Annotated in this window: 20 protein-coding genes; 16 read left to right on the top strand and 4 right to left on the bottom strand. The window is 71.6% G+C overall.

All coding sequences use genetic code 11. From position 1 onward, the window contains the following. Positions 1-85: 85 nt before the first annotated feature. The 4 genes from hutU to hutI all read left to right on the top strand — a co-directional run bounded on the left by hutU (position 86) and on the right by hutI (position 5,629). Complete coding sequence (gene hutU, locus ACIQM0_RS24860; protein WP_401290342.1) at positions 86-1,747, top strand: urocanate hydratase; 1,662 nt, start codon at positions 86-88, stop codon at positions 1,745-1,747. Positions 1,748-1,788: 41 nt separating this feature from the next. After that, positions 1,789-3,003 (top strand): allantoate amidohydrolase, encoded by a 1,215-nt coding sequence (locus ACIQM0_RS24855; RefSeq protein WP_401290837.1) that lies wholly within the window; start codon positions 1,789-1,791, stop codon positions 3,001-3,003. Then, positions 3,000-4,373, top strand: coding sequence for a formimidoylglutamate deiminase (locus ACIQM0_RS24850; protein WP_401290339.1), 1,374 nt, complete (start codon positions 3,000-3,002; stop codon positions 4,371-4,373). The genes ACIQM0_RS24855 and ACIQM0_RS24850 overlap by 4 nt, the downstream gene beginning before the upstream one ends. A gap of 68 nt (positions 4,374-4,441) precedes the next feature. Then, positions 4,442-5,629 (top strand): imidazolonepropionase, encoded by a 1,188-nt coding sequence (gene hutI / locus ACIQM0_RS24845; protein WP_401290336.1) that lies wholly within the window; start codon positions 4,442-4,444, stop codon positions 5,627-5,629. An 89-nt stretch (positions 5,630-5,718) separates the two neighbouring features. Here the strand turns inward: hutI and ACIQM0_RS24840 are convergent, their stop codons facing one another. Next, the gene (locus ACIQM0_RS24840) at positions 5,719-6,672 is read right to left on the bottom strand and encodes an RNA polymerase sigma factor SigF (RefSeq protein ID WP_401290833.1); all 954 of its coding nucleotides are present in this window, start codon (positions 6,670-6,672) and stop codon (positions 5,719-5,721) included. 283 nt (positions 6,673-6,955) lie between these two features. Here ACIQM0_RS24840 and ACIQM0_RS24835 point away from each other — a divergent pair, with 283 nt between their 5' ends. The 6 genes from ACIQM0_RS24835 to ACIQM0_RS24810 all read left to right on the top strand — a co-directional run bounded on the left by ACIQM0_RS24835 (position 6,956) and on the right by ACIQM0_RS24810 (position 12,536). Beyond that, positions 6,956-7,324: an STAS domain-containing protein gene (locus tag ACIQM0_RS24835; protein ID WP_401290333.1), complete on the top strand. Its 369-nt coding sequence runs from the start codon at positions 6,956-6,958 to the stop codon at positions 7,322-7,324. A 214-nt stretch (positions 7,325-7,538) separates the two neighbouring features. Further along, on the top strand, positions 7,539-8,078 hold the full coding sequence (locus ACIQM0_RS24830; protein ID WP_401290330.1) for an ATP-binding protein: 540 nt from the start codon (positions 7,539-7,541) through the stop codon (positions 8,076-8,078). Positions 8,079-8,280: 202 nt separating this feature from the next. Then, on the top strand, positions 8,281-8,955 hold the full coding sequence (locus ACIQM0_RS24825; protein ID WP_363023847.1) for a peptidase: 675 nt from the start codon (positions 8,281-8,283) through the stop codon (positions 8,953-8,955). A 43-nt stretch (positions 8,956-8,998) separates the two neighbouring features. Further along, the gene (locus tag ACIQM0_RS24820) at positions 8,999-9,997 is read left to right on the top strand and encodes a hypothetical protein (protein WP_401290327.1); all 999 of its coding nucleotides are present in this window, start codon (positions 8,999-9,001) and stop codon (positions 9,995-9,997) included. Next, positions 9,994-11,127, top strand: a complete 1,134-nt coding sequence (locus ACIQM0_RS24815) for a hypothetical protein (protein WP_401290325.1) — start codon at positions 9,994-9,996, stop codon at positions 11,125-11,127. Before ACIQM0_RS24820 ends, ACIQM0_RS24815 begins: the two co-directional genes overlap by 4 nt. A gap of 38 nt (positions 11,128-11,165) precedes the next feature. Further along, positions 11,166-12,536, top strand: coding sequence for a hypothetical protein (locus ACIQM0_RS24810; RefSeq protein WP_401290832.1), 1,371 nt, complete (start codon positions 11,166-11,168; stop codon positions 12,534-12,536). Positions 12,537-12,616: 80 nt separating this feature from the next. On the opposite strand, the gene ACIQM0_RS24805 is transcribed toward ACIQM0_RS24810, so the two are convergent. Continuing rightward, positions 12,617-14,113: a peptide MFS transporter gene (locus ACIQM0_RS24805; RefSeq protein WP_401290322.1), complete on the bottom strand. Its 1,497-nt coding sequence runs from the start codon at positions 14,111-14,113 to the stop codon at positions 12,617-12,619. Between the two features lie 421 nt (positions 14,114-14,534). Here ACIQM0_RS24805 and ACIQM0_RS24800 point away from each other — a divergent pair, with 421 nt between their 5' ends. Further along, the gene (locus ACIQM0_RS24800; RefSeq protein WP_018524728.1) at positions 14,535-15,212 is read left to right on the top strand and encodes a response regulator transcription factor; all 678 of its coding nucleotides are present in this window, start codon (positions 14,535-14,537) and stop codon (positions 15,210-15,212) included. Between the two features lie 15 nt (positions 15,213-15,227). Continuing rightward, positions 15,228-16,493, top strand: coding sequence for an ATP-binding protein (locus tag ACIQM0_RS24795; protein WP_401290320.1), 1,266 nt, complete (start codon positions 15,228-15,230; stop codon positions 16,491-16,493). Between the two features lie 50 nt (positions 16,494-16,543). On the opposite strand, the gene ACIQM0_RS24790 is transcribed toward ACIQM0_RS24795, so the two are convergent. After that, complete coding sequence (locus tag ACIQM0_RS24790) at positions 16,544-17,110, bottom strand: GtrA family protein (protein ID WP_401290317.1); 567 nt, start codon at positions 17,108-17,110, stop codon at positions 16,544-16,546. A 203-nt stretch (positions 17,111-17,313) separates the two neighbouring features. Between ACIQM0_RS24790 and ACIQM0_RS24785 the strand changes: the two genes are divergently transcribed. From ACIQM0_RS24785 to ACIQM0_RS24775, 3 genes are read left to right on the top strand one after another with little or no spacing between them, the layout of a single operon-like run. Beyond that, positions 17,314-18,453 (top strand): 5-(carboxyamino)imidazole ribonucleotide synthase, encoded by a 1,140-nt coding sequence (locus ACIQM0_RS24785; RefSeq protein ID WP_401290314.1) that lies wholly within the window; start codon positions 17,314-17,316, stop codon positions 18,451-18,453. After that, on the top strand, positions 18,450-18,986 hold the full coding sequence (gene purE, locus ACIQM0_RS24780; RefSeq protein WP_401290312.1) for a 5-(carboxyamino)imidazole ribonucleotide mutase: 537 nt from the start codon (positions 18,450-18,452) through the stop codon (positions 18,984-18,986). Before ACIQM0_RS24785 ends, purE begins: the two co-directional genes overlap by 4 nt. A 7-nt stretch (positions 18,987-18,993) precedes the next feature. Beyond that, positions 18,994-20,178, top strand: a complete 1,185-nt coding sequence (locus tag ACIQM0_RS24775) for a dipeptidase (protein WP_401290309.1) — start codon at positions 18,994-18,996, stop codon at positions 20,176-20,178. A 51-nt stretch (positions 20,179-20,229) separates the two neighbouring features. Here ACIQM0_RS24775 and ACIQM0_RS24770 read toward each other — a convergent pair whose 3' ends face one another. Further along, a complete protein-coding gene (locus ACIQM0_RS24770) occupies positions 20,230-20,589 on the bottom strand; it encodes a VOC family protein (RefSeq protein ID WP_401290306.1) in 360 nt (119 codons plus the stop codon). Between the two features lie 129 nt (positions 20,590-20,718). Between ACIQM0_RS24770 and ACIQM0_RS24765 the strand changes: the two genes are divergently transcribed. Further along, positions 20,719-21,231, top strand: a complete 513-nt coding sequence (locus ACIQM0_RS24765; protein WP_401290830.1) for a CGNR zinc finger domain-containing protein — start codon at positions 20,719-20,721, stop codon at positions 21,229-21,231. Positions 21,232-21,264 lie beyond the last annotated feature (33 nt).

The raw sequence follows: 21,264 nt of genomic DNA, 5'->3' as shown, positions 1-21,264 counted from the left end.
TCCGGGTCGCACCGCCCTGTTGACTGGAGGTATTCAGCCGATCAAGATGTGAATAGAAAATTCACAGTCGCGAGGAGGCATTGCCATGTCAGGACCCCGCCCCGTACGGGCACCGCGCGGTACCGAGCTGAGCGCCCTGGGATGGCAGCAGGAAGCCGCGCTGCGGATGCTGCAGAACAACCTGGACCCCGAGGTGGCCGAGCACCCCGACAAGCTCGTCGTCTACGGCGGCACCGGCAAGGCGGCCCGCGACTGGCGCTCGTTCGACGCGATGGTGCGCACGCTCCGGACGCTCAAGCAGGACGAGACGATGCTCGTCCAGTCCGGGCGTCCGGTCGGCGTCATGCAGACGCACGAGTGGGCCCCGCGGGTCCTGATCGCCAACTCCAACCTCGTCGGCGACTGGGCGAACTGGGAGGAGTTCCGCCGCCTGGAGGCGCTCGGGCTCACCATGTACGGCCAGATGACCGCCGGGTCGTGGATCTACATCGGCACCCAGGGCATCCTCCAGGGCACGTACGAGACGTTCGCCGCCGTCGCCGCGAAGAAGTTCGGCGGGACGCTGGCCGGGACGATCACGCTGACCGCCGGGCTCGGCGGCATGGGCGGCGCCCAGCCCCTCGCCGTGACGATGAACGACGGCGTCGCGATCTGCGTCGACTGCGACCCGCGCGCCATCGAACGCCGCATCGAGCACCGCTTCCTGGACGTGAGGGCCGACTCCCTGGAGCACGCGCTCCAGCTCGCGGTCGAGGCACGGGACGCCCGCAAGCCGCTCTCCATCGGGCTGCTCGGCAACGCGGCGGAGCTGCTGCCCCGGATGCTCGCCGAGGGCGCCCCGGTCGACATCGTCACCGACCAGACCAGCGCGCACGACCCGCTCGCCTACCTGCCGCTCGGGGTCGACTTCGACGACATGGCCGACTACGCCGCCGAGAAGCCCGCCGACTTCACCCTGCGCGCCCGCGAGTCGATGGCGAAGCACGTCGAGGCGATGGTCGGCTTCATGGACGCGGGCGCCGAGGTCTTCGACTACGGCAACTCCATCCGCGGCGAGGCGCGGCTCGCGGGCTACGGGCGGGCCTTCGACTTCCCGGGCTTCGTGCCCGCGTACATCCGGCCGCTCTTCTGCGAGGGCAGGGGCCCGTTCCGCTGGGCGGCCCTGTCCGGCGAGGCGTCCGACATCCACAAGACCGACAAGGCGATGCTCGAACTCTTCCCGGAGAACGAGTCGCTGCACCGCTGGATCAAGATGGCCGGCGAGCGCGTCCAGTTCCAGGGGCTGCCCGCCCGGATCTGCTGGCTCGGCTACGGCGAGCGGGACCGGGCCGGCGAGCGCTTCAACGACATGGTGGCGAGCGGTGAGCTGGCCGCGCCGCTGGCCATCGGGCGCGACCACCTGGACTGCGGCTCCGTGGCCTCCCCCTACCGGGAGACCGAGGCCATGCTCGACGGGTCCGACGCCATCGCCGACTGGCCGCTGCTCAACGCGATGGTCAACGTGGCGTCGGGGGCGTCCTGGGTCTCCATCCACCACGGCGGCGGCGTGGGCATGGGCCGCTCCATCCACGCGGGCCAGGTGACGGTGGCCGACGGGACGAAGCTGGCCGGCGAGAAGATCCGCCGGGTACTGACCAACGACCCCGGCATGGGCGTCATCCGGCACGTGGACGCGGGGTACGACATCGCGGAGTCGGTCGCCTCCGACAAGGGCGTGCGGGTGCCGATGCGGGAGGGCGAGGCGTGACGGCGCCGGACCGATCCCGGTCGACGCTGTCCTTCCAGGACATGTGGCGGGAGCTCGCTCCCCTCGGACGGCACCCGGACAGCGGCGGCTACCGCCGCTACGCCTGGACCTCCGCCGACACCGACTGCCGTACGTGGTTCCGGGCGCAGGCCGAGGCGCGCGGGCTGACCCTGGAGACCGACCGCAACGGCAACCAGTGGGCCTGGCTCGGCGACCCCCTGGCCGGGGACGCCGTCGTCACCGGGTCGCACCTGGACTCGGTGCCGGACGGCGGCGCCTTCGACGGCCCGCTCGGTGTCGTCTCCTCCTTCGCCGCACTCGACGAACTCCGCGGCAGGGGAGCGGAGTTCACCCGGCCACTGGCGATCACCAACTTCGGTGACGAGGAAGGCGCCCGCTTCGGCCTCGCCTGCGTCGGCTCCCGGCTCGCCGCCGGGCAGCTGACCGCCGAGGCCGCGCACCGGCTGCGGGACGGGGACGGCGTCACGCTCCCCCAGGCCATGGAGGCGGCCGGGTACGACCCCGACGCCATCGGACCCGACCCCGAACGGCTCGCCCGGATCGGCGCGTTCGTCGAACTCCACGTCGAACAGGGCCGCGCCCTCGACCTCACCGGCGACCCCGTCGGCATCGCCTCCGCGATCTGGCCGCACGGACGCTGGCGGTTCGACTTCCGGGGCGAGGCCAACCACGCGGGCACCACCCGGCTCGCCGACCGGCGCGACCCGATGCTCACGTACGCCGAGACGGTGCTGGCCGCCCGCCGGGAGGCGCAGCTGGCCGGCGCCCTCGCCACCTTCGGCAAGATCGCCGTCGAGCCGAACGGCGTCAACGCCATCCCCTCCCTGGTGCGCGGCTGGCTCGACTCCCGGGCCGCCGACCAGGACACCCTGGACACCGTCGTCACCGGGATCGAGCGGGCCGCCAGGGAACACGCCGAACGGGCCGGTATCGATCTGGACGTCGTACGGGAGTCCTTCACGCCCGTGGTGGAGTTCCAGCACGACCTGCGCGACGAGCTGGGCACGATCCTGAAGGGTGCCGCCACCCGTGGGGACGGTCGCGCCGCCCCCGTGCTCGGCACCGGAGCGGGACACGATGCGGGTATTTTGTCCGCTTCGGCCCCTACCGCCATGCTGTTCGTCCGGAACCCCACCGGGATCTCGCACTCGCCGGCCGAGCACGCCGCCGAGGACGACTGCGTGGCCGGGGTGATCGCACTCGCCGATGTACTGGAAGGTCTCGCGTGCCGATGACGACGGAGCCGACGAAGGCCCCCGTGACGTACTGGCTCTCCCATGCCTGGCTCGGCACCCATGTCGAACCGGATGTCCTCCTGGAGGTGGCCGACGGGCTGATCGCAGGGGTGCGGACCGGAGCCGGCACCCCGCCGCCCGGCGCCACCGTGCTGCGCGGGCTCACCCTGCCCGGTCTCGCCAACACCCACTCGCACGCCTTCCACCGCGCCCTGCGCTCCACCGTCCAGGTCGGCTCCGGCACCTTCTGGACCTGGCGCGAGACCATGTACCAGGTCGCGTCCCGCCTCACCCCCGACACGTACTACGAACTGGCCCGCGCGGTGTACGCCGAGATGGCGCTGGCCGGCATCACCGCGGTCGGCGAATTCCACTACCTGCACCACGCGCCCGGTGGCACCCCGTACAACGACCCGAACGCGATGGGCACGGCCCTGATCGCGGCCGCCCGCGAGGCCGGCATCCGGATCACCCTGCTGGACACCGCCTACCTCGCCGCCGGGTTCGGCCGCAGGCCCTCCCAGTACCTGAAGCCCGACCGGCACCAGCTGCGCTTCTCCGACACCACCGCCGACGCCTGGGCCGAGCGCGCCTCCCTCCTCAAGGGCGACGAACACGCCCTGATCGGCGCCGCCGTCCACTCCGTGCGCGCCGTGCCCGCGGCCCAGCTCGCCACCGTCGCGGCGTGGGCGCAAGAGAGGCGGGCGCCGCTCCATGTCCACCTCTCCGAGCAGACCGCGGAGAACGACGCCTGCCTCGCCGCCCACGGCTGCACCCCCACCCGGCTCCTGGCCGACCACGGGGTGCTCGGCCCGCGCACCACCGGCGTCCACAACACCCATCTCACCGGGGAGGACATCGCGCTGATCGGCTCCACGGCCACCGGCACCTGCATGTGCCCGACCACCGAACGCGATCTCGCCGACGGCATCGGCCCCGCCGCCGCCCTCCAGCACGCCGGCTCCCCGCTGTCCCTCGGCAGCGACAGCCACGCCGTGATCGACCTCTTCGAGGAAGCCCGCGCGATGGAGCTCAACGAGCGCCTGCGCACCCGGACCCGCGGCCACTGGACCGCCTCCGCACTGCTGCGTGCCGCCTCCGCCGACGGCCATGCGGCCCTCGGCCGGCCCGACGCGGGCATCCTCGAACCGGGCGCGCCCGCCGACCTCGCGACCATCGCCCTGGACTCCGTCAGAACAGCGGGGCCGGTCCCCAGGCTGGCTGCCGAAACAGCCGTATTCGCCGCCTCCGCGGCCGATGTGCGCCATACGGTGGTCGCCGGACGGCACATCGTGCGCGACGGACACCACACGCTGGTCCCCGACGTCCCCGCGGCACTCGCGAAGGCCATCGCGGCCCTGTACCGCTGAGCGCTCCCCGGGAGCCGCCCGGCCCCGCGCCCCCGCCGAAGCCGACACGCAAGGAGAGCAGTCCCCCGATGACGACGACCGCCATCACCCACATCGCCGCGCTGGTCACCAACGACCCCTCCCTCGGTGACAGTTCCCCCCTCGGACTGATCCAGGACGCGGCCGTCGTCATCGAGGGCGACCGGGTCGTCTGGACCGGTGAATCCAGCAAAGCACCCGCCACTGACAACGCCGTCGACGCGGCCGGCCGGGCCGTGATCCCGGGCTTCGTCGACTCCCACTCGCACCTCCTCTTCGCGGGCGACCGCACCCAGGAGTTCAACGCCCGGATGTCCGGACGGGCCTACACCGCGGGCGGCATCCGCACCACCGTCGCCGCGACCCGCGCCGCCACCGACGAGGAGCTCGACGCCAACGTCGCCCGCTACCTCGCGGAGGCGCTGCGCCAGGGCACCACGACCTTCGAGACCAAGTCCGGCTACGGCCTCACCGTCGAGGACGAGGCCCGCGCCCTGCGCATCGCCGCCCGCCACACCGACGAGGTCACCTTCCTGGGCGCCCACATCGTCCCCCCGGACTACGCCGACGACCCGGCCGGCTACGTCGACCTGGTCACCGGTCCGATGCTCGACGCCTGCGCCCCGTACGCCCGTTGGATCGACGTCTTCTGCGAGAAGGGCGCCTTCGACGGCGACCAGGCGCGGGCCGTCCTCACCGCGGGCCGGGCCAAGGGCCTGCACCCCCGCGTCCACGCCAACCAGCTCGGCCACGGCCCCGGCGTCCAGCTCGCCGTGGAACTCGACGCGGCGTCCGCCGACCACTGCACCCACCTCACCGACGCCGACATCGACGCCCTGGCCCAGTCCGCCACCGTCGCCACGCTGCTCCCCGGCGCCGAGTTCTCCACCCGCGCCGCCTGGCCCGACGCCCGCCGCATCCTCGACGCGGGCGCCACCGTCGCGCTCTCCACGGACTGCAACCCGGGCTCCTCGTTCACCTCGTCCATGCCGTTCTGCGTCGCACTCGCCGTCCGCGACATGGGCATGACCCCCGACGAGGCCCTCTGGTCCGCCACCGCGGGCGGCGCCGCGGCGCTGCGGCGTACCGACGTCGGGCGCATCGGTCCCGGGGCCCGCGCCGACCTGGTCGTCCTCGACGCACCCAGCCACGTCCACCTCGCCTACCGGCCCGGCGTACCGCTGGTGCACGAGGTCTGGCGGGGCGGCGAGCGCACCGGCGCCCGGCAGCAGGGCTGACGTCACGTCGGCAACGCGGAAGGACCTGCCCCCTGTCGGGGCAGGTCCTTTGTCCGGCAGCCCTCGCGAGCGCGTCGCGAGGTGACCGCTCATTCCTCCAGCGTCAGGCCCTTGCGGAGCTTGACCAGGGTGCGGGAGAGCAGCCGCGAGACGTGCATCTGCGAGATGCCGAGCTCCTCGCCGATCTCCGACTGCGTCATGTTGGCGACGAACCGGAGCGAGAGGATGGTCCGGTCACGGCCGGGCAGTGAGGCGATCAGCGGCTTCAGGGACTCGACGTACTCGATGCCCTCGAGCCCGTGGTCCTCGTAGCCGATCCGGTCGGCCAGCGCGCCGTCGTTCTCGTCCTCCTCGGGCTTGGCGTCCAGCGAGCTCGCGGTGTACGCGTTGCTCGCGGCCATGCCCTCGACGACTTCTTCCTTGCTGATGCCCAGGCGGTCGGCGAGCTCGCCCACGGTGGGCGCGCGGTCCAGCTGCTGGGCGAGCTCGTCGCCCGCCTTGGCCAGGTCGAGCCGCAGCTCCTGCAGGCGCCGCGGCACGCGCACGGACCAGCTGGTGTCGCGGAAGAAGCGCTTGATCTCGCCGACGATGGTCGGCATCGCGAAGGTCGGGAACTCGACGCCGCGGCTGAGCTCGAACCGGTCGATCGCCTTGATCAGGCCGATCGTGCCGACCTGGACGATGTCCTCCATCGGTTCGCTGCGGGAGCGGAACCGGGAGGCGGCGAACTTGACCAGGGCCATGTTCAGCTCGACGAGCGTGTTGCGTACGTAGGAGTACTCGTGGGTGCCCTCTTCGAGGGACTCGAGCCGGGCGAAGAGCGTCTTGGAGAGCGCCCTGGCGTCCAGCGGCCCCATCTCGGAGGAGGGCGGGATCTCGGGAAGCTCCACGAGTCCGCCGGTGGTGTCGCTGTGGTCACTGCTGGTGGTGCTGTCGCGCGTGCCGTCCAGGACGGCCGCGGCAGGGGAGTCTGATTCGGTCAGTCCCTGAGGACATGCTGACGTCGCGTTGTGGGTACGCGGTTCGTCGAGCCGGGGTGACATGGTCTCCTCCATCGTTCTCGGCATATGGCTGCCGATGCCCATACGTGTTCCTGCGGTAAAGCGGCGCCTCCAAAGCCGGCCATGTTTTGGGTGTCCCCCTACCCTTACCCGGTCCCTGTGGGTCGTTACAAGCTCCAATTACCGCTATATGTCCGGTTTGTTGAGGTCTTCGGCTACCGCGTGGCGCACAGAACGCGTACTGTTTTAACAACGTCAGCGACAGGTGCAACGCATCTGCATGCACGGTGATGCAGACAGTGACGATCGGCGAAGAGGGACGGGCATGGACCGCGGGACGGTCGGCAGTGCGAACCGGGGTCGGCTTCAGGTCGAGGCCCGGACCGTGGGCCGCAGCGAGGTTGTGACGCCGGTGGGTGAGCTCGATCACCACACGGCCGATCTGCTGCGTGAGCCCCTGGAGAGCGCGGTCGAGCAAGGGCGCGCGCGCCTGGTGGTGGACTGCTCGCAACTCGAGTTCTGTGATTCCACCGGGCTGAACGTGCTGCTCGGTGCCCGCCTCAAGGCGGAGGCGGTCGGGGGAGGGGTCCATTTGGCCGGAATGCTGCCCGTGGTGGCGCGGGTGTTCGAGATCACCGGGGCCGAGGCGGTTTTCACCGTTCACGGCTCCCTCGAAGAGGCCCTGGACGACTGATCGTGGTGTGTTCCACCACCCCGCCAACCTCATGTGTTGCGCGCGTCACGCGATCCGCGTAGCGAAGTGGGTGTTGTCACGATTCGGCCGGGCAGGAGACACCCCGGCGGCCCCTCGGCGAGCTGCACGCTCCGTATCCGCCCGGTGCCTGCATGTGTATCTGTATTCGTATCTGTTCAATGGCGACATGGTGAATCGGTGAGGTGAAGCGCTGATGAGCACCACCCGGCAGCATCCGCCGGGCGACCTCGGCCGCGAGCCGGAGGACGCAGGCGTGGGTGCGCCTACCGACGCGGGCACACGCGCGGACGCGGGCGCCGGCGCTTCCTCCGACGGGTCCGCCGAGCGGCAGTGGCGCACGCTGTCGCTGCGGCAGGTCAGCGGCATCGTGCCGACGGCCCGGGATTTCGCCCGTCAGGCACTCCACGACTGGGGCTGGCTCCCCGCCTCGACCGCCGACCGCCGTGCGGCCGCGGAGGACGTCCTGCTGGTCGTCTCCGAGCTGGTCACCAACGCGTGCCTGCACGCGGAGGGCCCCGACGAGCTCCGTATCGCGCGCACACCGAAGGCGCTGCGGGTCGAGGTCGTCGACGGCGGCGCGGGACAGCCCGCGCCGCGCACTCCGCACCGGGCCGGCCGGCCCGGCGGGCACGGCATGTTCATCGTGCAGCGGCTCTGCCTGGACTGGGGAGTCGCACGGGTACCGGACGCACCCGGCAAGACCGTCTGGGCGGAGCTGGCCGCCCCCGTATAGCCGCACGCGGGTTTGCCCGCCCGCCCCGGGGGCCGTACCCCCGGGCTCCACGCCCCTCGAAGAGCGCGCCGGATCGGCGCGCTCTTTGTCTTCCCTCCACAAGGCGCCGGGCGTACCTTGAGCGCCCAATCTGATGTGTCGTCAGCTATTTGGGCCGCACGGAAGCGGCGCACGGCGACTCCCGGCATGAGGGGAACTCGAGGTGTCGTACCAGAAGCGAACAGCTCTCGCGCTGGCGTCCGGGCTGGCGGGGGCGGTGGTGCTGATGGCCGCGCCCGCCGCTCACGCGACGGTCGTGGACGTCAACTACAAGTGCAAGACCCCGATCGGGGACAAGGCCGCCGTGTCGCCCATCGACATCAAGAGCGTCAAGAGCGGCAGCGGCTACAAGCTCACGATGTCCTTTCAGAAGGGCGTCTCCTCCAGCCCGGTCGAACTGGGCAAGGGCGCGATGAACCCCAGCGCGGTGATCAAGGTGGGCGGCGCGGACCCGGGGCAGCTCCAGGTGTCGGGACCGGCCAACTCCGCCGCCATCCCCGCCAACAGCCCCATCAAGATCAGTGATCTGTCGGGGACGTACACCCCGAAGAAGAGCGGGAAGGTCGACTTCACCGCCGGGGTGCTGACCATCAAGGCACTCGGTACGACGACGACCTGCACCCCGTCCAACAACCCGGGCCCCTCGCTCTCCCTCGACGTGAAGGCCGCGGGCGGCGGCGGGGGCGCGCAGAGCGCACCGGACACCGGCGGCTCGCTGCCGAAGACCGGCCCGCTCGACTCGGCGGTGGCGCTCGGCACGCTCGGCGGCACGGTGCTGCTGACCGGCGCGGCCGGAGTGCTGTGGCTGACCAGGCGCGGGCAGCGGGCCACGGGCTGACCCCCGCTCACCGCCGCCGCCGTCACGCACCAGGGAGCCGCCCATGCCGCCGTTGACCGGTCACGCCACCCGACTCGCCCTTGCCGTACCGCTGCTCGCCGCCCTGTGGTGGGCCGTCGCCCCGGCCGCGGCGGCCGGTGCCACCGAGCACCCGGCCGCCCCGGCGTGGACGGCGCAGCCCGCGACGGACGGCGCCGGCCGGGACGGCGGCAGACCGTACTTCTACCTGGAGGGCCTGCCCGGCAGCGTCCTCCAGGACCGCCTCTCGGTCACCAATCCGGGTCCGGAGCCGGTGACCGTACGGCTGCGCGGCGCCGACGCGTACAACACCGCGAAGGGCGGCTTCGCGGTACGCGGCGCGCGGGGCTCCACCGGCACCGGGGCCTGGCTGCGCACGGCCACCACCAAGGTGACCGTGCCCGGCCGGACCCGTGCGGAGGTGCCCGTGTCCGTCACCGTGCCCGAGGGCGCGCTGCCCGGTGACCACCCGGGCGCGATCGTCGCCGAGAGCGGCGGCCGCTCGGTGGGCGTCCGGGTCCAGCTGCGGGTCGGCGGGCCGACGCTGGCCGCGCTCACGGTCGAGGACGTCACGGTGTCCGGGCGGACCATCCACTACACGCTGGTCAACCGGGGCAACGCGGTCCTTGCGCCCCGTCTCGCCGTCAGCGCCGACGGGCTGTTCGGCAGCCTGCTGCGACGCGACGCCCGCACCCTGCCCGTCGAGCTGCTGCCCGGACAGCGGGTACGGCTCACCGAACCGTGGCGGGACACCCCCGCCCTGGACTCCGCCACCGTCCGGCTGCGCGTCACGGCGGCGGGCGGCGCGCACGGCGAGGCCACCGCCCCGGCGCTCTTCGTCCCGTGGCTTCCGGTGACCGGGGGCGCGCTGCTGCTCCTGGCCGCGGCCGCCGCGGGCACGTACGCCCACCGGCGCGGACGAGGAGCACGGCGGAGCGAGCACGAGGACGGGCCCGTCCCGTCCCCTGACCATCAACGGCATTCCGACGAGAGGCACTTGGTGAAGGCGGGAGCGGAATCGTGACTGGACGGACCGGACCGGCGGCACTCCGGAGCTGCGGCCGCGGGCGGGCGGCAGCGCTGTTCGCCGTACTGCTGGCCGCGATACTGCCCGCCCTGCTGCTGACCGCGACCGGGGCCCACGCCACCGGCCGCAGCGCGGCGGACCCCGAACCGGCGGTCACGCTCTCCGAGAAGCAGGCGGGCAAGGGCGGCGAGATCACCGTCAAGGGCAGCGGCTGGCGGGCGGACACCCTGCTGATGATGCTGGTCTGCGGGCAGTCGAGCCCCGCCCGAGGCGTGATCGGCGGCACCAACTCCTGCGCCAACGCGGACGGCCGCGCCGTCACCACCGACTCCAAGGGCGCGTTCGCCAAGAAGCTGCCGGTCGCGGAGCCGCCCGCGCCCTGCCCCTGCGTGGTGCACGTCGCCACGGTCACCGGGGACCAGGCCGTGGCCGACGCCGTGTTCGTCGTCGCCGGACACCCCGTCGCCGCCCTGCCCAAGGCGGACGGCGACGGGAAGCTCGCCGTGCTCGCCACCACCCGGCTGGAGGGCGACAGCGGGATCCTCACCTGGTTCGGCGCCCCGGCGTCGCGCCGCCTCGTCCTGACCGTCGGCAATCTGGGCTCCGCCGCGGTCAAGAACCCGGTCTTCCAGGTCGGCACCGCACACGGCGTCTACGCCCCGCAGTGGGAGGAGCGGGAGTGGCGCGGCACCATCGAGCCCGGCCGCAAGGCGCGGATCGAGCTGCCCGTCGAGCTGACGGCGGGCGCCCACGGCGACTACCAGGTCTCGCTGAAGTACGGGACGAAGGTGCTGGCCGAACAGCCGTGGGGAGTCGGCCGCCCCTGGGGCGTGACGCTCTTCTGGATCCTGCTTTGCCTCGTCGTGCCCGCCGCCGTGTTCCGTATCGGCATGGCGGTCGTCGACAAGGTGCGCCCGCGCTCCGCGCACGCGGCGTCCCGGTCGCGCCGGGCCCCCGACAGGTTCGCCGATGTGACAGCCCGGTTGCCGAGGCTGCGGCGGACGCCCGCGCCGTCCGAGGGCCCCGCGCCCGGGGCGGCCGCGAGCACCACCACGGCCGCGCTGCCGTGGTTCACCCCTGATTCCGCACCGTCAGAGCACAGACCGACGACGAAGGGACATTCGTGAGTACGCAACGCAGGACGGTCGCGGCAGGAGTCGCGATGATGATCGGCGGGGCGGGCATGCTGCTGTCCGCCGGCCCGGCCCAGGCCGCCGACATCTCGTACAAGACGGAGTGCATACCCCCGGCCATCTCCGGACTGCCGGCCGTACAGGGCACCACCCAGGTGCAGCTGACCGCGCCCGCGGAGGCGAAGGTCGGGGACACCGTCGAGGTGGTGTGGAAGACGGTCAAGGGCGCCTCCGACAACCCTGATGTTCTCGATCTGGAGAAGGACACCGTCAAGCCGACCGGCACCATCAAGCTGGGCGGCGCCGCGACCGGCGACCTGAAGATGGAGGGGCCGCGGGAGAACCCGGCGATCCCCAAAAAGAGTCCGATGATCATGTCGGACATGAAGGGCTCGCTGAAGCTGGAGAAGGCGGGAGACCTCACGCTGACGCCGGACGCGTACAACCTCAACGTCTCCAAGCCGATCTCCACGGACACCAAGTGCTCCCCCAAGGAGACGGTGAAGCCGGGCGCGACGATCAAGGTCACGGACGGCGGCGGAGGCACGGACGGCGGCACGACCGCCGGCGGCACGACCGCCGGCGGCACGACCGCCGGCGGCACGACCGCCGGTGGTACGACGGCCGGTGGCACGGCCGACGGCGGTACGGACGCGGGCGGCACCACGACCTCCGGTGGCACGACGGCCGGCGGTACGACAGCCGGTGGCGCGGACGCCGGCGGCTCCACCGGGGGCTCCGGCGGCGCCACGGACTTCCCGGGCAAGGAAGTCGTCGTGAACTACACCTGCCAGTCGCCCGGTCCGTCGAACGGCATCGCCACCAAGGTCACGATCAACGCCAAGAAGAACGGCGGGAGTTACGCGCTCACGGTGAAGACCGCCAAGGGCGTGATGGACAGCCCCGCCGATCTGCCCGCGGGCGCGCTCAAGCCGTCCATGCAGATCGTCATCGGAGGCTCCGACAAGGGCACCGTCAAGGCCACCGGGCCGGCGAACCCCGAGCCCCTGAAGCTGAACAAGCCGGTCAGCCTGACCGACATGACCGGCACGTACAAGCCGGGTGCCTCCGGGAAGTCCACGCTCACCCCCGGCAACCTGACGATCGACGTCACGCTGGGCACCTCGAAGATCAACATCCCGTGCACGGTCAAGGGCGCCGTGAAGGCGTCGCTCGAACTCGACACCACCGCCCAGCAGGGCGGCGCGTCCGGCGGTGACACCGCGGGCTCCGGCGGAGCGGCGGCGGCGGGCGGCGGCACGGCCTCCGGCGGTCTCGCGGCCACCGGCGCCGAGGACAACGGCGCCCTGCGCGCACTCGGCCTGGTCGCCGGCACGGCGATCCTGCTCGGCGGCGCGGTGTTCACGTTCACCCCGTGGCGCAGGCTGCGGTCCGGCCGGTGAGCTGAGTCCCGCACGGCACAACGCAAGGGGCCTTCGCACCGAACGGTGCGAAGGCCCCTTCCCCACGCGGAGCCGCGAGGTCAGTGCACGTCGCCCATGAGCTTCGTGACCTTCCTGCGGTACATCCAGATGCCGAAGCCGGCGACGACCGCGAGCACCGCCTCGACCGCGACGGCGGCCGAGGTGTTCAGGTTGACGTCGAGCTGCGGGGACGTGAGCAGACCGGTCAGCGAGTCGCCCGCGGTGACGGCGAGGAACCAGACACCCATCATCTGGGAGCTGTACTTCGCCGGGGCCATCTTCGTGGTGACCGACAGGCCGACCGGCGAGAGGCAGAGCTCCGCGACGGTCTGGATGAAGTAGATCGCCACCAGCCACATCGGGCTGACCCTGCCGCCGTTGGCCGCGGTGTCGATCAGCGGGATCATGAAGACGACGAACGAGATGCCGATCAGCGTGAGGCTGGAGGCGAACTTGACGGCGGTGCTCGGCTCCTTGCCGCGCTTGTTCAGCCACAGCCACGCCGAGGCGACCACGGGAGCCGCCGCCATGATGAAGATCGGGTTCAGCGACTGGTACCAGGACGTGGGGAAGTCGAACCCGAACAGACTGTTCGTGGTCGAGTTCTCACCGAAGATCGACAGGGTCGAGCCGTTCTGGTCGTAGATCATCCAGAAGACGGCGGCGACCACGAAGAACCAGATGTAGCCCGAGAGCTTGGACTGCTCGGTCTCCGTCAGCTCCTTGTCGCGCTTCATCCGGACCAGGACCGCCACTGGGATGACCAGACCGGCGATGGTGATCGGCAGCAGCGCCCAGTCGGCGAAGTTGCCGGTGACGGCGAGCAGACCGTAGAAGACCGTCGCGACGATCAGCCAGACCAGGCCCTTGCGCAGGACGGAGCTCTTCTCCTGCGCCGTCGCCGGAGTGGCGACGACATCGCTCTCCCGGCTGAGATGGCGCGAGCCGAGCAGGAACTGGGCGAGGCCCAGCGCCATGCCGATCGCGGCGAGCGCGAAGCCGAAGTGCCAGTTGACCTTCTCGCCGATGGTCCCGATGGACAGCGGGGCGAGGAAGGCGCCGAGGTTGATCCCGATGTAGAAGAGCGTGAAGCCACCGTCGCGGCGCGGGTCCTCCGGGCCGTCGTAGAGGTGGCCGACCATCGTGGAGATGTTCGCCTTGAGCAGGCCGGAGCCGAGCGCGACGAGCACGAGGCCCGCGAAGAAGGACGCCGCGTTGGGCAGCGCGAGCGTGATGTGACCGAGGATGACGACACCGGCGCCGATGGCGACCGTCTTGCGCGGCCCCCAGAAGCGGTCGGCCATCCAGCCGCCGGGCATGGCGAGCAGGTAGACCATCGCCATGTAGACGGAGTAGATCGCCGTCGCCGTGGTGGCACTCATGTGCATGCCGCCGGGGGCGATCAGGTACAGCGGGAGCAGTGCCTTCATGCCGTAGAAGCTGTAGCGCTCCCACATCTCGGTCATGAAGAGCGTGGCCAGGCCCCGGGGATGGCCGAGGAAGGTCTTCTCTGCGCCAGGGGGACTGGCAGGGTCCTTCGTCAGGCTGGACGCCATGGTCGATCCTTGCTTGCTCGGGACGCGGCGCCTCGTGCGGCGGTACGCGCCCGGTGGGGGGAGGCCGGCACCGACGCGGGTACGCCCACCACGTCGGGATCCACACCCGGTGCCTTCATTGGCGTTCCGGGCCCGGCCCACAGGTCATTCACTGAAAACTTCCGGACTGGCGGGTACCAGCCCCGCACACAAAAGAGACCCCGGGCGCTCATAGCTGCCCAAAGGTCTTTGAGTAGTGCAACAGGCGTCGATACACCATACGACACGACAGAACTGGATATGAAAGGACTTGAGACATGAATCACAGGTCGGAGTGCCATCGCGCTCCCACATTCGAAGGTCTGGTCATGAACAGGACGCAGACCCGCAGGGCCTTTGGATCACCTCACTCCTCGTCCGCTCCGCGGACTACCATCACCCCATGACCCGTGTACTGCTCGCCGAGGACGACGCATCCATCTCGGAGCCATTGGCCCGCGCCCTGCGTCGGGAGGGTTACGAGGTCGAGGTCCGCGAAGACGGTCCGACCGCTCTCGACGCCGGCCTCCAGGGCGGCATCGACCTGGTCGTACTCGACCTGGGACTGCCCGGGATGGACGGCCTCGAAGTCGCCAGAAGGCTCCGCGCCGAGGGCCACACCGTGCCGGTCCTGGTGCTGACCGCCCGCGCCGACGAGGTCGACACGGTCGTCGGCCTCGACGCCGGCGCCGACGACTACGTCACCAAGCCCTTCCGGCTGGCCGAACTCCTGGCCCGGGTCCGGGCCCTGCTGCGCCGCGGCGCCACCGAGCCCGCCCCGCAGCCCGCCACCCACGGGGTCAGGATCGACGTCGAGTCGCACCGGGCCTGGATGGGCGACGAGGAACTCCAGCTCACCGCCAAGGAATTCGACCTGCTGCGGGTCCTGGTCCGCGACGCGGGCCGGGTCGTCACCCGCGACCAGCTGATGCGTGAGGTCTGGGACACCACCTGGTGGTCGTCCACCAAGACGCTCGACATGCACATCTCCTGGCTCCGCAAGAAGCTCGGGGACGACGCCGCCAATCCGCGCTACATCGCCACCGTCCGGGGCGTCGGCTTCCGCTTCGAGAAGAGCTGACGTACAGAAAAACTCATGCGCCGAAGACTGATCAACTCCACCCTCGCCGTGGTGCTCGTGGTGATCGCCGTCTTCGGCGTCTCCCTCGTCATCGTCGAGGCCCGCACCATCAGCAGCAGCGCCCAGGAGAGCGTGGACTCCGAGGCGCTGCGCGTGATCAGCGTCATCGAGAGCCGGCTCCTGGGCGCCGAGCGGATCAACCCCGGCGTGCTGGCCGAACAGGTCGACGACAAGCGCTACGCCCTGGTGAAGATGCCCGGCCGCGCCCCCATCGAAGTGGGCGAGCGCCCCAGCGGCAGCGTGATCAGCGCCACCGAGGTGGGCGAGCACGGCGAGAAGGTCACCATCGAGGAGTCCAGCTCCGCCGTCACCCGCGAGATCGGCCGCACCCTGATGATCATCGGCGCGGTGGCGCTGCTGGCCATCGTCTCCGCCGTGCTCCTCGCCGTGCGCCAGGCCGACAAGCTGGCCTCGCCGCTCACCGACCTCGCCGAGACCGCGGAACGCCTGGGCTCCGGCGACCCGCGCCCGCGCCACAAGCGGTACGGGGTGCCGGAGCTGGACCGCGTCGCCGACGTCCTGGACTCCTCCGCCGAACGGATCGCCCGGATGCTGACCGCGGAGCGCCGGCTCGCCGCCGACGCCTCCCACCAGCTCCGTACACCGCTGACCGCGCTCTCCATGCGGATCGAGGAGATCTCCGTCACCGACGATCCGGAGACGGTGAAGGAGGAGGCGAACATCGCCCTCACCCAGGTCGAGCGGCTCACGGACGTGGTGCAGCGGCTGCTGACCAACGCCCGCGACCCGCGGACGGGCTCGGCCGTCGTCTTCGACCTCGACGAGGTCGTCAAGCAGCAGATCGAGGAGTGGCGCCCGGCCTACCGGGGCGAGGGCCGCGCGGTGGTCCGCTCCGGCAAGCAGGGGCTGCGAGCCGTCGGCACGCCGGGCGCGGTCGCGCAGGTGCTGGCCGCCTTGATCGAGAACTCGCTGATGCACGGCGGCGGCACGGTGGCCCTGCGCACCCGCGTCACCGGCAACCAGGCGGTCATCGAGGTGACGGACGAGGGCCCCGGAGTCCCCGCCGACCTGGGGGCGCGGATCTTCGAGCGGACCATCAGCGGCCGCAACTCCACGGGCATCGGCCTCGCGGTCGCCCGGGACCTGGCGGAGGCGGACGGCGGCCGTCTGGAGCTGCTCCAGCAGCAGCCCCCGGTCTTCGCCCTGTTCCTCAGCCGGGTGGCCCTGAACAGAAAAGAACCGGAACGCCCGGTGAGGTGAGACCGGGCGTCCGCCCCGAGTGACCCCGGGCCGTCGATCCGATCCGCCCGCTACCGCCGCGCCGCGTCCGCCTCGACCCGCGCGACGGGCGACGGCACGGGCACCGGACCCGCGGCCGCCGCCGGACCCGCCGGCGCCGGCACGGCCCCCGCTTCCGCCGTCCCGCTCAGCACGGCCTCTTTGTCAGGCAGCGCCTTGAACACCCAGCTCCGGTACGACCAGAAGCGGAACAGTGTCGCGACACCGATTCCGACGATCTTGAAGACGTTGCTCTGGACCGGGCTGTTCCAGCCGAACCCGTACGTCGCCGCGTACAGCACCCCGGTCTCGATGACCGCCCCCGCCGCGCTGAACAGCAGGAACAGCGTCAGCTCCCTGGTCCGGCCGCTCTTGTCGCGGTCCCGGTACGTCCAGTAGCGGAAGCCGACGTAGTTGCAGAGGATGGCGACGAACGTGGCCATCAGGCCCGCCCGGACCGTCGGGATGTCCGTGTAGCGCCACAGCAGGTTGGATACCGCGATATTGACGACCAGACCGACCGCACCGACCACGCCGAACTTGGCGATCTCCCGGGCCAGCACATCCAGCCGGGCCCGCAGTGCGCCCCGTTCACTCATGGTGATTGCTCAGCCCGTCTGTCGGTTCGTGTCCGTCGGTTCGTCTTCGGGTTCCGTCAACCCGGCCATGCTAACCAGCCCGCCCGCCGGCCGCCCGTGCGTACCGGTACAGGTGTGGCGAGCCTGTGACACCGGCGTCCCCGCGCGGGCGCCCGCGGAGGCCGTCGTCGGGCGGCCCCGGGGCGTGCGGATACCCTGGAGGAGTGACGTTCCCGGTAGTCGGCATGGTCGGTGGCGGTCAGCTCGCCCGTATGACCCACGAGGCGGGCATCCCCCTCGGCATCAAGTTCAAGCTCCTCAGTGACACCGCGCAGGACTCGGCGGCCCAGGTCGTGAACGAAGTCGTCGTCGGCGACTATCGCGACCTGGAGACGCTGCGTGCCTTCGCGCGCGGCTGTGACGTGATCACCTTCGATCACGAGCACGTGCCGACCGAGCACTTGCGGGCCCTGGAGGCGGACGGCATCCCCGTGCGCCCCGGCCCCGGTGCGCTGGTGCACGCCCAGGACAAGGGGGTGATGCGCGCGAAGCTCACCGAGATCGGCGCGCCCTGCCCCCGCCACCGCATCGTGAAGGACCCGGCCGACGCCGCGGCCTTCGCCCACGAGGTCGGCGGCTTCCCCGTCATCCTCAAGACCGTGCGCGGCGGCTACGACGGCAAGGGCGTCTGGGTCGTCCGCTCCGAGGCGGACGCGGCCGACCCCTTCCGGGCCGGCGTCCCGGTCCTCGCGGAGGAGAAGGTCGACTTCGCACGGGAGCTGGCGGCCAACATCGTCCGCTCGCCGCACGGCCAGGCCGTCGCCTACCCGGTCGTCGAGTCGATCCAGGTCGACGGCGTCTGCGACACGGTGATCGCCCCCGCCCCCGAGCTGGACGAGCGCCTCGCGGGCGAGGCCCAGCAGCTCGCGCTGCGGATCGCGGCCGAGCTGGGCGTGGTCGGCCACCTCGCGGTCGAGCTCTTCGAGACCCGCGACGGGCACATCCTCGTCAACGAGCTGGCGATGCGCCCCCACAACTCCGGGCACTGGACGCAGGACGGCGCGATCACCTCGCAGTTCGCCAACCACGTCCGGGCCGTCCTCGACCTCCCGCTCGGCGACCCGCGCCCGCGCGCCCCCTGGACGGTCATGAGCAACGTCCTCGGCGGCGACTACCCGGACATGTACCAGGCGTACCTGCACTGCATGGCCCGCGACCCGCAGCTCAAGATCCACATGTACGGAAAGGACGTGAAGCCCGGCCGCAAGGTCGGCCACGTCAACACCTACGGCGACGACCTGGCGGACGTGCGCGAGCGCGCCCGGCACGCGGCCGACTACCTGCGAGGAACGATCACCGAATGACTTCCCCCTCCACCGCACCGGTCGTCGGCATCGTCATGGGCTCCGACTCCGACTGGCCCGTCATGGAGGCGGCGGCCAAGGTCCTCGACGAGTTCGAGATCCCCTTCGAGGTCGACGTCGTCTCCGCCCACCGGATGCCGCACGAGATGATCGCGTACGGCGAGAACGCCGCGGGCCGCGGCCTCAAGGCGATCATCGCGGGCGCGGGCGGCGCCGCCCACCTGCCCGGCATGCTCGCCTCCGTCACCCCGCTGCCGGTCATCGGCGTGCCGGTCCCGCTGAAGTACCTGGACGGCATGGACAGCCTGCTCTCCATCGTGCAGATGCCCGCAGGCGTCCCCGTCGCCACCGTCTCGGTCGCCGGCGCACGCAACGCGGGCCTGCTGGCGACCCGTATCCTCGCCGCCCACGACAGCGAGCTGCAGGCCCGCATGGTCGAGTTCCAGAAGGAACTGAACGACCAGGCCACGGAGAAGGGCAAGCGGCTGCGCGCCAAGGTGCAGGGCGCCGACTCCTTCGGTTTCGGAAAGTAGGGCAGCGATGGAACAGCTGGAGCGGGCCCGGGAACTCCTCGCGGAGTACCCCGTCGTCGACGGCCACAACGACCTCCCGTGGGCGCTGCGCGAACAGGTCAACTACGACCTGGACGCCCGCGACATCGCCACCGACCAGTCGGCCCATCTGCACACCGACATCCCGCGGCTGCGCGCCGGCGGCGTCGGCGCGCAGTTCTGGTCCGTCTACGTACGGTCCGACATGGCGGGCGAGGACGCCGTCAGCGCCACCCTGGAGCAGATCGACGCGGTCGCCGAACTGCTGGCCCGCCACCCCGCCGACCTGCGCCGCGCGCTGACGGCCGACGACATGGAGACGGCACGGGCCGAGGGCCGTATCGCCTCCCTGATGGGGGCAGAGGGCGGCCACTCCATCAACAACTCGCTGGGCACCCTGCGCGCCCTGCACACCCTCGGCGTCCGCTACATGACGCTGACCCACAACGACAACATCGCCTGGGCGGACTCGGCGACCGACGAACCCGGCGTCGGCGGGCTCTCGCCCTTCGGCCACGAGGTCGTACGGGAGATGAACCGCACCGGGATGCTGGTCGACCTCTCGCACGTCGCGGCCACGACGATGCGCGACGCCCTGCGCACGTCCACCGCGCCGGTGATGTTCTCGCACTCCTCGGCGCGGGCGATCTGCGACCACCCGCGCAACATCCCCGACGACGTCCTGGCGCAGCTCCCGGCCAACGGCGGCATCGCCATGGCGACCTTCGTACCGAAGTTCGTCCTGCCGGCGGCCGTCGACTGGACCCGGGCCGCGGACGAGAACATGCGCGCCCAGGGCCTGCACCACCTGGACACCACCGAGCGGGGCATGAAGGTCCACGCCGCGTTCGAGGCGGCGAACCCCCGCCCGATGGCGACCGTCGCGACGATCGCGGACCACCTCGACCACATGCGCGAGGTCGCCGGGATCGACCACATCGGCATCGGCGGCGACTACGACGGCACCGCGTTCCTCCCGCAGGGGCTGGAAGACGTCGCGGGCTACCCCAACCTGATCGCGGAATTGCTTGGCCGCGGCTGGTCCGCCGCCGACCTGGCCAGGCTCACCTGGCAGAACGCGGTACGGGTCCTGCGCGACGCGCAGGACGTGTCCCGCGACCTGTCCGCCCGCCGCGGCCCGTCGCACGCCACGATCGAACAGCTGGACGGCTGAGCGCCCGGCCGGGACCGGGCGGCGCCCGGTCCCGGCCGACGGCGCCGCGCCCTAACCGGCGCAGAGACAGAACGGGTGCCCCGCCGGGTCGGCGTACACCCGGAAGGTCCGCTCCCGGTCCTCCGCGTCGAGCACCGTCGCACCCAGCGCCAGCACCTCCCGCTCCGCCGCGTCCAGATCCTCCACGGTCAGGTCCAGGTGGAACTGCTGCGAGCCGTCCGGTCGCGGCCACCGCGGCGGTACGAAGCCGGGTGCGGCCTGGAAGGCGAGCGGCGTGCCGGTGCCTCCCGTGAGATCCACCCAGTCCTCGTGCCGCTCGACCTTCCCGCCGAGCACGCGGGCGTAGAAACCGGCCAGAGCGACGGGATCGGGGCAGTCCAGGACGACGGCACCCAGTACGGCAACAGCCATGACGTTTCCTCCTCGGGCAGACACGGTCAGTCGGTTACCCGTTAAGTGGCTCAACCGGTAACCGTTACCGCATACTCCCGTAGTGGGGGTAACGTCGCAACCGAGAATGACAACCGATGGATGACCACGATGAATGAGAGGGACTCCGCCCCCGGCGGACTCGCGCTGATCGAAGCACTGGTCAACACCCTGAACGTCGAGACGGGTGCCGACACCCTCGACACGGCCGACGGGCGCGCCGAATTCGCCCTCGCCGAGCGGGACGCCCCGGCGGCCCGCACGCTCCGCGAGGCCCTGCGCACCGTCTGCCTGGCCCACGCCGGCCACCGCCCGCCCGACGACGGCGCGGCGTCCGTGCTCGACCGGCTGCTCGCCGGCGCGCCCCTGCGCGTCACCGTGGACGCGGCGGGCGCCGCTGCGCTGCGCCCCGTCGAGGAGCCACCCGGACTGACCGCCCGGGTCGCGGCGGCCATCGCCACCGCGTCGGCGGACGGGACCTGGGACCGGCTCAAGGCGTGCGAGGCGGCGGACTGCCGCTGCGCGTACTACGACCGCAGCCCGGCGGGACGCCGCCGCTGGTGCTCGATGTCGGTGTGCGGTGCCCGCGCGAAGATGCGCACCTACCGCGCGAAGCGCGGCTGAGGGCAGCCGGGAAGGGGCCCGGACGTCCGGGCC

The organism is Streptomyces sp. NPDC091387 (genome assembly GCF_044756945.1).
In the GTDB taxonomy this organism is placed as follows: domain Bacteria; phylum Actinomycetota; class Actinomycetes; order Streptomycetales; family Streptomycetaceae; genus Streptomyces.
Note: the sequence above shows the minus strand (reverse complement) of the source record. Positions and strands in the feature narration are given on the sequence as shown.

Coding starts and splice junctions, on each gene's coding strand:
- hutI (WP_401290336.1), top strand. CDS start 4,442: ATGACGACGACCGCCATCACCCACATCGCCGCGCTGGTCACCAACGAC.
- ACIQM0_RS24805 (WP_401290322.1), bottom strand. CDS start 14,113: ATGGCGTCCAGCCTGACGAAGGACCCTGCCAGTCCCCCTGGCGCAGAG.
- ACIQM0_RS24800 (WP_018524728.1), top strand. CDS start 14,535: ATGACCCGTGTACTGCTCGCCGAGGACGACGCATCCATCTCGGAGCCA.
- ACIQM0_RS24770 (WP_401290306.1), bottom strand. CDS start 20,589: ATGGCTGTTGCCGTACTGGGTGCCGTCGTCCTGGACTGCCCCGATCCC.
- ACIQM0_RS24775 (WP_401290309.1), top strand. CDS start 18,994: ATGGAACAGCTGGAGCGGGCCCGGGAACTCCTCGCGGAGTACCCCGTC.
- ACIQM0_RS24765 (WP_401290830.1), top strand. CDS start 20,719: ATGAATGAGAGGGACTCCGCCCCCGGCGGACTCGCGCTGATCGAAGCA.
- ACIQM0_RS24840 (WP_401290833.1), bottom strand. CDS start 6,672: ATGTCACCCCGGCTCGACGAACCGCGTACCCACAACGCGACGTCAGCA.
- ACIQM0_RS24830 (WP_401290330.1), top strand. CDS start 7,539: ATGAGCACCACCCGGCAGCATCCGCCGGGCGACCTCGGCCGCGAGCCG.
- ACIQM0_RS24850 (WP_401290339.1), top strand. CDS start 3,000: ATGACGACGGAGCCGACGAAGGCCCCCGTGACGTACTGGCTCTCCCAT.
- hutU (WP_401290342.1), top strand. CDS start 86: ATGTCAGGACCCCGCCCCGTACGGGCACCGCGCGGTACCGAGCTGAGC.
- ACIQM0_RS24820 (WP_401290327.1), top strand. CDS start 8,999: ATGCCGCCGTTGACCGGTCACGCCACCCGACTCGCCCTTGCCGTACCG.
- ACIQM0_RS24795 (WP_401290320.1), top strand. CDS start 15,228: ATGCGCCGAAGACTGATCAACTCCACCCTCGCCGTGGTGCTCGTGGTG.
- purE (WP_401290312.1), top strand. CDS start 18,450: ATGACTTCCCCCTCCACCGCACCGGTCGTCGGCATCGTCATGGGCTCC.
- ACIQM0_RS24790 (WP_401290317.1), bottom strand. CDS start 17,110: ATGAGTGAACGGGGCGCACTGCGGGCCCGGCTGGATGTGCTGGCCCGG.
- ACIQM0_RS24835 (WP_401290333.1), top strand. CDS start 6,956: ATGGACCGCGGGACGGTCGGCAGTGCGAACCGGGGTCGGCTTCAGGTC.
- ACIQM0_RS24855 (WP_401290837.1), top strand. CDS start 1,789: ATGTGGCGGGAGCTCGCTCCCCTCGGACGGCACCCGGACAGCGGCGGC.
- ACIQM0_RS24810 (WP_401290832.1), top strand. CDS start 11,166: ATGATCGGCGGGGCGGGCATGCTGCTGTCCGCCGGCCCGGCCCAGGCC.